Here is a 6809-nt window from a genome sequence, read left to right as displayed (position 1 = left end):
TGATGTATAGGGAGACAGCCCGGAGACGTCAATCAGGATTCCATACAATTCGAACGATCTGCGGCCGGCGAGACTACGTGTGTGGATAAGCCGTCGCAAAACAGCTCCAAACCGGCGGAACCCCGCCGATTTGGCTAACCGACTGAAAAGACTTAATTTTTGTTAACACACTCGGATTGAGCGCGCCGCTGCCAAAGGCCCGTTGCCGCGGCCACGAATCCGGCTCGAATAGCGCGCCAAAGGATCACTGCGGCCCCTGCGTCTGCGACTGAGAAGGAAAAGAAGAAACGGATGCCGGCCTGCGGCCGCCATCCGTAGCGATGCAGATCCAGGTAAAGCGGCAGGGAATTGTCGATCAGGCCGGGCGGCGATCGAGAATCGGCCTTGCCAGCGCGACCGCCTCGGCCGAACCGGCGATATAGTCGAACTTCTGCAGAATATCGGAACTTGGCCAGTCGATCGTCGATACGCCGCCGAGCCGCTCGATCATCGGCAAAGCCGCCATCACGTCCCAGCTGCGAACCCCAAAGCCGAGACACGCATCGACTTGGCCTGCCGCCAGCATAAGGAAGGCAGCCGTCGTCGAACCGCAGTGGCGGTAGGACATCTTCATGTCCTCGAGAATGAAGCGGATCGCCGCCAGCTCCTTCTCCACCGGCGTATCCGTGCTGAAGCCGACAGCGATCACGCCGCGTCTGGAATCAAGCGCCGGCAGCGGCGGAACCACTTTGCCGTTCAGCAAAACCTCCGCATCCCGCCCACCCGACAATGTCTCACGACGGGCCGGCGCGTGGATGACGCCAAAAGCCGGCGATCCCTGAGCATAGAGACCAATGGAGACCGCCCACGGATCCATGCCGCGAACAAAATTGAAGGTGCCGTCGATCGGATCGATCACCCACTGGCGCGGGGCGTCGGGATTGAGCGACGAGCCCTCCTCGCCGCAAATGCCATCTTCGGGAAACAGCCGCTGCAGTCCGGCGAAAAGAAATGCCTCAACCTCCCGGTCCGCCAGCGTGACCAGATCGAGATGCCCCTTTTCCTCGACCCCCGGCGCGCCGCCGGCATTGCGGAAATAGGCAAGCCCGATTTCTCCCGCTTCCTCCGCGAGGCCTATCAATTGGTCGCGCATGGTCAGATCCCTCTTTTTCGTTCGCCCCTCGACAAATGTCATATCAGTTTGACAAGTGTCAATGAGGCGCTAGGATTGCTTAGCCGGAGGAGTATCGGCACGCCGGTCAGGAGCCGGCTTCATAAGTCTGGGAGGACGAGATGACATCGGCAATCTGGAAGAAGACCCTCGCGGCGGCGGGCATGGCGCTGCTTGCCAGCACGGCGGGCGTGATGGCGGCGGCCGGCGAGCCTGAAAAGGAGCTGGTGGTCTACGCGTCTCATCCTTCCGAAATGGTCGACTTTTTCACCCAGGAATTCGGCAAGAAATACGATATCCGCGTCACCACGGTGAAAGCCGGCACCGGCGAACTGCTCAACCGTATTCGCGCCGAAAAGGACCGTCCCGGTTCCGACGTGCTCTGGGGTGGATTCGCCGATACCGGCGCCTCGGCCCCGGAACTGTTCGAGCCCTACCAGTCGCCGGAGCTCGCCAATATCGAGCCGGCCATGATCGACAAGAAGGGCTACAACACGCCGTTCGCCGCCAGCCTGATGGTGCTGATGGCCAATCGCGAGCAGGTGAAGCCGGAAGACGCGCCGAAGAAATGGACCGACCTCACCGATGCGAAGTGGCACGGCAAGATCGTCCACGCCGACCCATCGAAGTCGAGTTCGTCGCTGGCGGCGCTCAACACTTGGCTGATGATCTATGGCCGCGGCGACGAGGCCTGGAAGATCGTCGAGGACATGACGGTGAACATGAACATCGTCCTGAAGTCGAGCCTCGTGTTCCAGCAGGTCGGCCGTGGCGAATATCCGCTCGGCGTCACCTATGAAGAGGCCGCCTTCAACTACGTCCTCGCCGATACCGCCGACATCATCTATCCGGAAGACGGCACTTTGGCCCAGCCGGAAGGCATGTTCCTGGTCAAGGGTTCGACCAACCCCAACGCCGCAAAGCTGTTCGCCGACTATATCCTCTCCGAGGAAGCGCAGCTGAAGCTGGTCGAGCATTTCCCCGGTCGTCGCCCGACCCGCAAGGGCGTGCAGAACCACCCGCGCATGAAGCCGCTGAGCGAAATCAAGATCATCGATTACGACAGCGATTGGGCGAGCGCCGAGCGCGCCGACATCCTCGCCAAAATGCAGAAGATCATCGTCAAGACGCAGTAGGCCGTCCGGCCGGACCGCCCCGGGCGATCCGCGCTCCCCCCGCCCCAATCCCGCGCGCCCAGAAAAGATGGCCGCGCGGGACGCTGCCGCTCACGCAATCAGGATGCGCGAAGATGACAACCTCCGTCACGATCGATTCCGTCACCAAGCGCTTCGGCGATTCGACCGCCGTCGACAATGTCAGCTTCGACATTGCCCAGGGCGAGTTCTTCACCCTGCTCGGCTCCAGCGGCTGCGGAAAGACGACCCTGCTGCGGATGGTCGCCGGCTTCCTGCGCCAGACCTCCGGACATATCTGCTTTGGCGGCAAGATCATCGACGATGTGCCGCCGCATCAACGCAATACCGGCATGGTCTTCCAGAACTATGCTATTTTTCCGCACCTCACCGTGTTCGACAACATCGCCTATGGCTTGCGCGCCCGGCGCCGCAGCAAGGCCGAGATCGACCGCGAGGTGAAGCACATGCTCGAGCTGGTCCAGCTCGGCCATCTCGCCCATCGCCGGCCGCGCGAACTTTCCGGCGGCCAGCAGCAGCGCGTCGTGCTGGCGCGCGCCATGGTGATCAAGCCCGACGTCCTGCTGATGGACGAGCCGCTGTCCAATCTCGATACGGAAATGCGCATCCACCTGCGCAGCGAAATCCGCAGCCTGCAGCGCCAGGTCGGCATCACCACCATCTATGTGACGCACGACCAGGAAGAAGCGCTGCTGATGTCGGACCGCATCGCCGTGATGAGCCGCGGCCGGGTCGAGCAACTCGACGTGCCGCACAAGATCTATGCGGAGCCGCAGACGCTGTTCGTCGCCCGCTTCATCGGCGAGAACAATCTGCTCTCCGGAACGGTCATCGGCCGCGAGGCGGACGGCAGCAGCGTCATCGAGCTCCCTGGCGGCCATCGCATTCGCGGCGCCGGTGGGTTCGATGAAGCCGGCAGCCCGTGCCAGATCTCGATCCGCCCACAGGACATCGATCTCGCCCATAGCGGCGACGCCCCGCAAAACACCATCGGCGGAACCGTCACCGACATCCAGTTCCTCGGCGGCACGGTCAAGCTGCTGGTCGAGATCGGCGCCGAACAGCCGCTTCAGGTCTCGCTGCAGGGGCGGCGCGGCATGGAAATGCCAACTCCCGGCAGCCGGCTGAAACTCGACATTCCACTCAAGGCTGTTCGCACCTTCAAGGCGGAGGCGAGCGCATGAGCGTCCTCACCTCCACGCCCGACCCGCGCAGCCGAACGTCGGCGCTTCTCGGCCGGCTGTTCGATTTCTGGCCCCTGGTGACGTTCGGCGCGCTCGTCGTCATCACGCTTCTGCTGCTGCTCCCGGTCTACAACATCATCGGGTTGAGCTTTTCCGGCAAGGAAGCCGGCAACAGCGTCTTCCAGAATTACGTGATGTTCTTCAGCGAGCCCTATTATTACCGCTCGCTGATCAACTCGTTCATCGTCTCGATCAGCGCGACAATCCTGGCGTTGCTGGTCGGCATTCCGGCGGCCTATTTCGTCAGCCGCTACAACATCTGGGCGCGCAGCCTGATCAAGACGATCGTCGTCCTGACCTTCGTCTCGCCGCCCTTCATCGGTTCCTATTCCTGGGTGATCCTGCTCGGCCGAAGCGGCGTGTTGACCCGCTTTTTCGCGGATTTCGGCATTTCCCTGCCGTCGATCTACGGCGCACCGGGCATCATTTTCGTCTTCACGCTGCAATATTTCCCCTTCGTGTTCCTGCTGGTCTCATCAGGGCTGAAGTCGATCGACCAAAGCGTCGAAGACGCAGCGCGCAATCTCGGCTCCGGCGAGTTCGCCACCTTCGTCAAGGTGATCGCGCCGCTGCTGCTGCCTTCGATCACCACGGCGGCCTTGCTCGTCTTCGTCGCCGCCTTCACCGATCTCGGTACACCGCTGATCCTTGGCGAAAAGTTTCGCGTGCTGCCGCTGCTGATCTATGGCGAGTTCGTCAATGATTTCGGCGGTGAGCCGGTTCTGGCCAGCACGCTCTCCGTGCTGCTCCTCGCGGTGACCACCGGCGCGCTGCTGCTGCAGCGTTGGCTGTCGGCGCGCTTTTCCTATGCGACGTCGGCTATCCGCCCCCTCACCATCCAGGAGCCGCCGCCGGCCAAGCGAATCGCGGCGGCGGCCTATGTCTATCTGTTGATGGCGATCGCCATCCTGCCCTTGATCAACATCGTCATCTCCTCCTTCCTGAAGTCGAAGGGTCCGGTGCTGACGGCCGAGTTCAGTTTGGAAAACTACCGCCGCATTTCCGGGACGATCGCGGGGCCGCTGTGGAACACGATCCTGTTCACCAGCACCGCGACGCTGGCCTGCGCCGTCGTTGGCACGCTGGTCGCCTATATCATCGTGCGTCGGCCGGGCCGGATCGGAGCCTTCCTGGATACGGTGGTGATGTTCTCCTATGCCGTTCCGGGCATCGTGCTCGGCGTCGGCCTCGTCGTCACCTATCACCACCCGCCCTTCGCCCTGACCGGCACGGCGATGATCCTGATCATGGCCTATTTCATCCGCCGCCTGCCCTTCTCGGTCCGATCGTCGGTCAGCTCGCTGCAACAATTGTCGCGCGATACGGAAGAAGCTTCCGTCAATCTCGGCGCCGGCCCGGCCGCGACCTTCGCCAAGGTGACCGTGCCCTTGCTGTCGATGGCCATCCTATCCGGCGTGCTCCTGACCTGGTCCAACACGATCCGCGAACTGAGCGCGACGCTGATCCTGCAATCCGGCTCGACGGCGACCGTCAGCATCGAGATCTTCAACGAAGTGGTGAATGGCAATTTCGGCGTCGCCTCGGCGCTGGGCAGCGTCCTGATCCTGCTGACATTCCTGCCGCTGATTCTGCTCTTCACCTTCATGGGCAAGAATGAGGAGGCACTGGTGTGATCGACGCCGTCAGGCATACTCCCCGTCGAATCGCGTTCAAGGAAGCCCACCGTGCCACCGAGAAAAACGCAGCCGACAGGCCGAACCCCGCGGCTTCCTGACGATCTGATCCTCGAGGCGGCCTGGCTCTATTATTACGAGGACCGCAACCAGAGCGAGATCGCCGAAACGCTCGGGGTCTCGCGAAGCTCGGTCGTCGGCTATCTGCAGCAGGCGCGCGACAGCGGCATCGTCGAGGTCCGTCTCGACCCAAAGCGCTTCGCCCGCCACCACCATGCCCGAACGCTCAAGGAGCGCTATGGCCTGGTCGATGTGCAGATCGCGCCGGGAGATGATTTTTCGCTCGAGCGCGTGGCGCTCCTCGCGGCGCGCTGCCTGCCGGACTTGCTGGAACCCGGCGATACGCTCGGCGTGGCGTGGGGGCAGACGGTCTTCACCCTCTCCGAACACGTAACGGCACGGGCGATCCAGGATTTGACGGTCGTGCAGATGGTGGGGGCGGTCAATTCGCCCTATGGCTTCGATTCGGAAAGCTGCGCCTCGCGCATCGCCGCCGCTTTCCGGGGACGATGCGTCAATCTGCATGTGCCAGCGATCGTCTCCAGCGCCGCCATGGCGGAAGCGCTCCAGCGCGAAAGCGTCATCGCGGCCCAGCTTTCCGAACTCGGTCACATCAACAAGGCGCTGTTTGCGGTCGGCTCCTGCGAGACCGACAGTCACATCGTCACCAGTGGCATCGCCGGTCTCGAAGATCTGGCGGATTATCGCGCACGCGGCGCGGTTGGGCTGATCTGCAGCCGGTTCATCGATCGCGCCGGAAACCATCTTGCCGGCCGGCTGGACGATCGAATGATCGGCCTGACACCGGAGAAGATCCGCGGACTTTCAACCGGCATCCTGGTGTCGAGCGGCGCCGAGAAGATTGTCGGCATGGCCGCGACGTTGCAGGGCGGCTATGCCACGCACCTGTTTACCGACCTCCCCACCGCCGCCGGCATCGTGGCTCTGGGCGAATCAGCCGCCTGACGTTTGGCGAGAGATCCGCTCTCAAAGGCGTCGATCATCATCATCCTCCGTGTCTGGCCCATAATGCGAAGTACCGGATCGCAACGGACGGGTGGACGCAAAGCTGCCGAGCTTCTGATCGCACACGCCGATGGCCCTGCTCCGCCATCATCCTGAGGTGCTTCGCGTCAGCGAAGCCTCGAAGGAGGCTCCAACTGGGCCTTTCGACCTCGCAGCCCAGATCCCATCGCGTCATCAGGGCGTTTCCTGAACCCTCCTTCGAGGCCCGGCTTTGCCGTGCACCTCAGGATGATGGCCGAGCTTTTCGACTTAAGGGCCAGACGCTCGCGCGATCCACGCGGTTTTTGTTGGCCCTGGAGGCCACCTGCCGGCGCGCGTCCGGGCGCTGCTGGATTTTTTGCATGATCGGGTCGTTTTGCGCTGAAGGGCGTGGCGAGAGCAGACGGTAGCCCGGACGCACTAGCGATCATCCTGCTGACGGCGCTATCCGCCCGCTTGCAGCCGAGCGCCCTTTCTTCCCCTCTCCCTCTGGGAGAGGGTTGGGTGAGGGCCTTGCTTGCTGCGACGGGGCTTTGTGCTGCGGAAGTCGGGACTCGCCCTG

5 protein-coding genes are annotated in these 6809 nt (G+C 62.8%); 4 read left to right on the top strand and 1 reads right to left on the bottom strand.

Features of this window, described 5'->3' with window-relative positions:
* Nucleotides 1–355 precede the first annotated feature (355 nt).
* Nucleotides 356–1132 (bottom strand): inositol monophosphatase family protein, encoded by a 777-nt coding sequence (locus OSH12_RS26055; RefSeq protein WP_266346561.1) that lies wholly within the window; start codon nt 1130–1132, stop codon nt 356–358.
* Nucleotides 1133–1272: 140 nt separating this feature from the next.
* Between OSH12_RS26055 and OSH12_RS26050 the strand changes: the two genes are divergently transcribed.
* From OSH12_RS26050 to OSH12_RS26035, 4 genes are all read left to right on the top strand, one after another.
* The gene (locus tag OSH12_RS26050) at nt 1273–2286 is read left to right on the top strand and encodes an extracellular solute-binding protein (RefSeq protein WP_266346560.1); all 1014 of its coding nucleotides are present in this window, start codon (nt 1273–1275) and stop codon (nt 2284–2286) included.
* Nucleotides 2287–2399: 113 nt separating this feature from the next.
* On the top strand, nt 2400–3488 hold the full coding sequence (locus tag OSH12_RS26045) for an ABC transporter ATP-binding protein (protein WP_266346559.1): 1089 nt from the start codon (nt 2400–2402) through the stop codon (nt 3486–3488).
* The gene (locus OSH12_RS26040; RefSeq protein ID WP_266346558.1) at nt 3485–5182 is read left to right on the top strand and encodes an ABC transporter permease; all 1698 of its coding nucleotides are present in this window, start codon (nt 3485–3487) and stop codon (nt 5180–5182) included. Before OSH12_RS26045 ends, OSH12_RS26040 begins: the two co-directional genes overlap by 4 nt.
* A gap of 51 nt (nt 5183–5233) precedes the next feature.
* Nucleotides 5234–6208, top strand: a complete 975-nt coding sequence (locus OSH12_RS26035) for a sugar-binding transcriptional regulator (protein WP_266346557.1) — start codon at nt 5234–5236, stop codon at nt 6206–6208.
* Nucleotides 6209–6809 lie beyond the last annotated feature (601 nt).

This window comes from Kaistia terrae (assembly GCF_026344005.1).
GTDB classification, from domain to species: domain Bacteria; phylum Pseudomonadota; class Alphaproteobacteria; order Rhizobiales; family Kaistiaceae; genus Kaistia; species Kaistia terrae.
The sequence above is the reverse complement of the archived record's forward strand: the minus strand, read 5'-3'. Positions and strand labels throughout refer to the sequence as shown.

Bases quoted from the DNA above. Each gene is read 5' to 3' on its own strand.
- OSH12_RS26055 (WP_266346561.1), bottom strand. From the start codon at position 1,132: ATGCGCGACCAATTGATAGGCCTCGCGGAGGAAGCGGGAGAAATCGGG.
- OSH12_RS26040 (WP_266346558.1), top strand. From the start codon at position 3,485: ATGAGCGTCCTCACCTCCACGCCCGACCCGCGCAGCCGAACGTCGGCG.
- OSH12_RS26050 (WP_266346560.1), top strand. From the start codon at position 1,273: ATGACATCGGCAATCTGGAAGAAGACCCTCGCGGCGGCGGGCATGGCG.
- OSH12_RS26045 (WP_266346559.1), top strand. From the start codon at position 2,400: ATGACAACCTCCGTCACGATCGATTCCGTCACCAAGCGCTTCGGCGAT.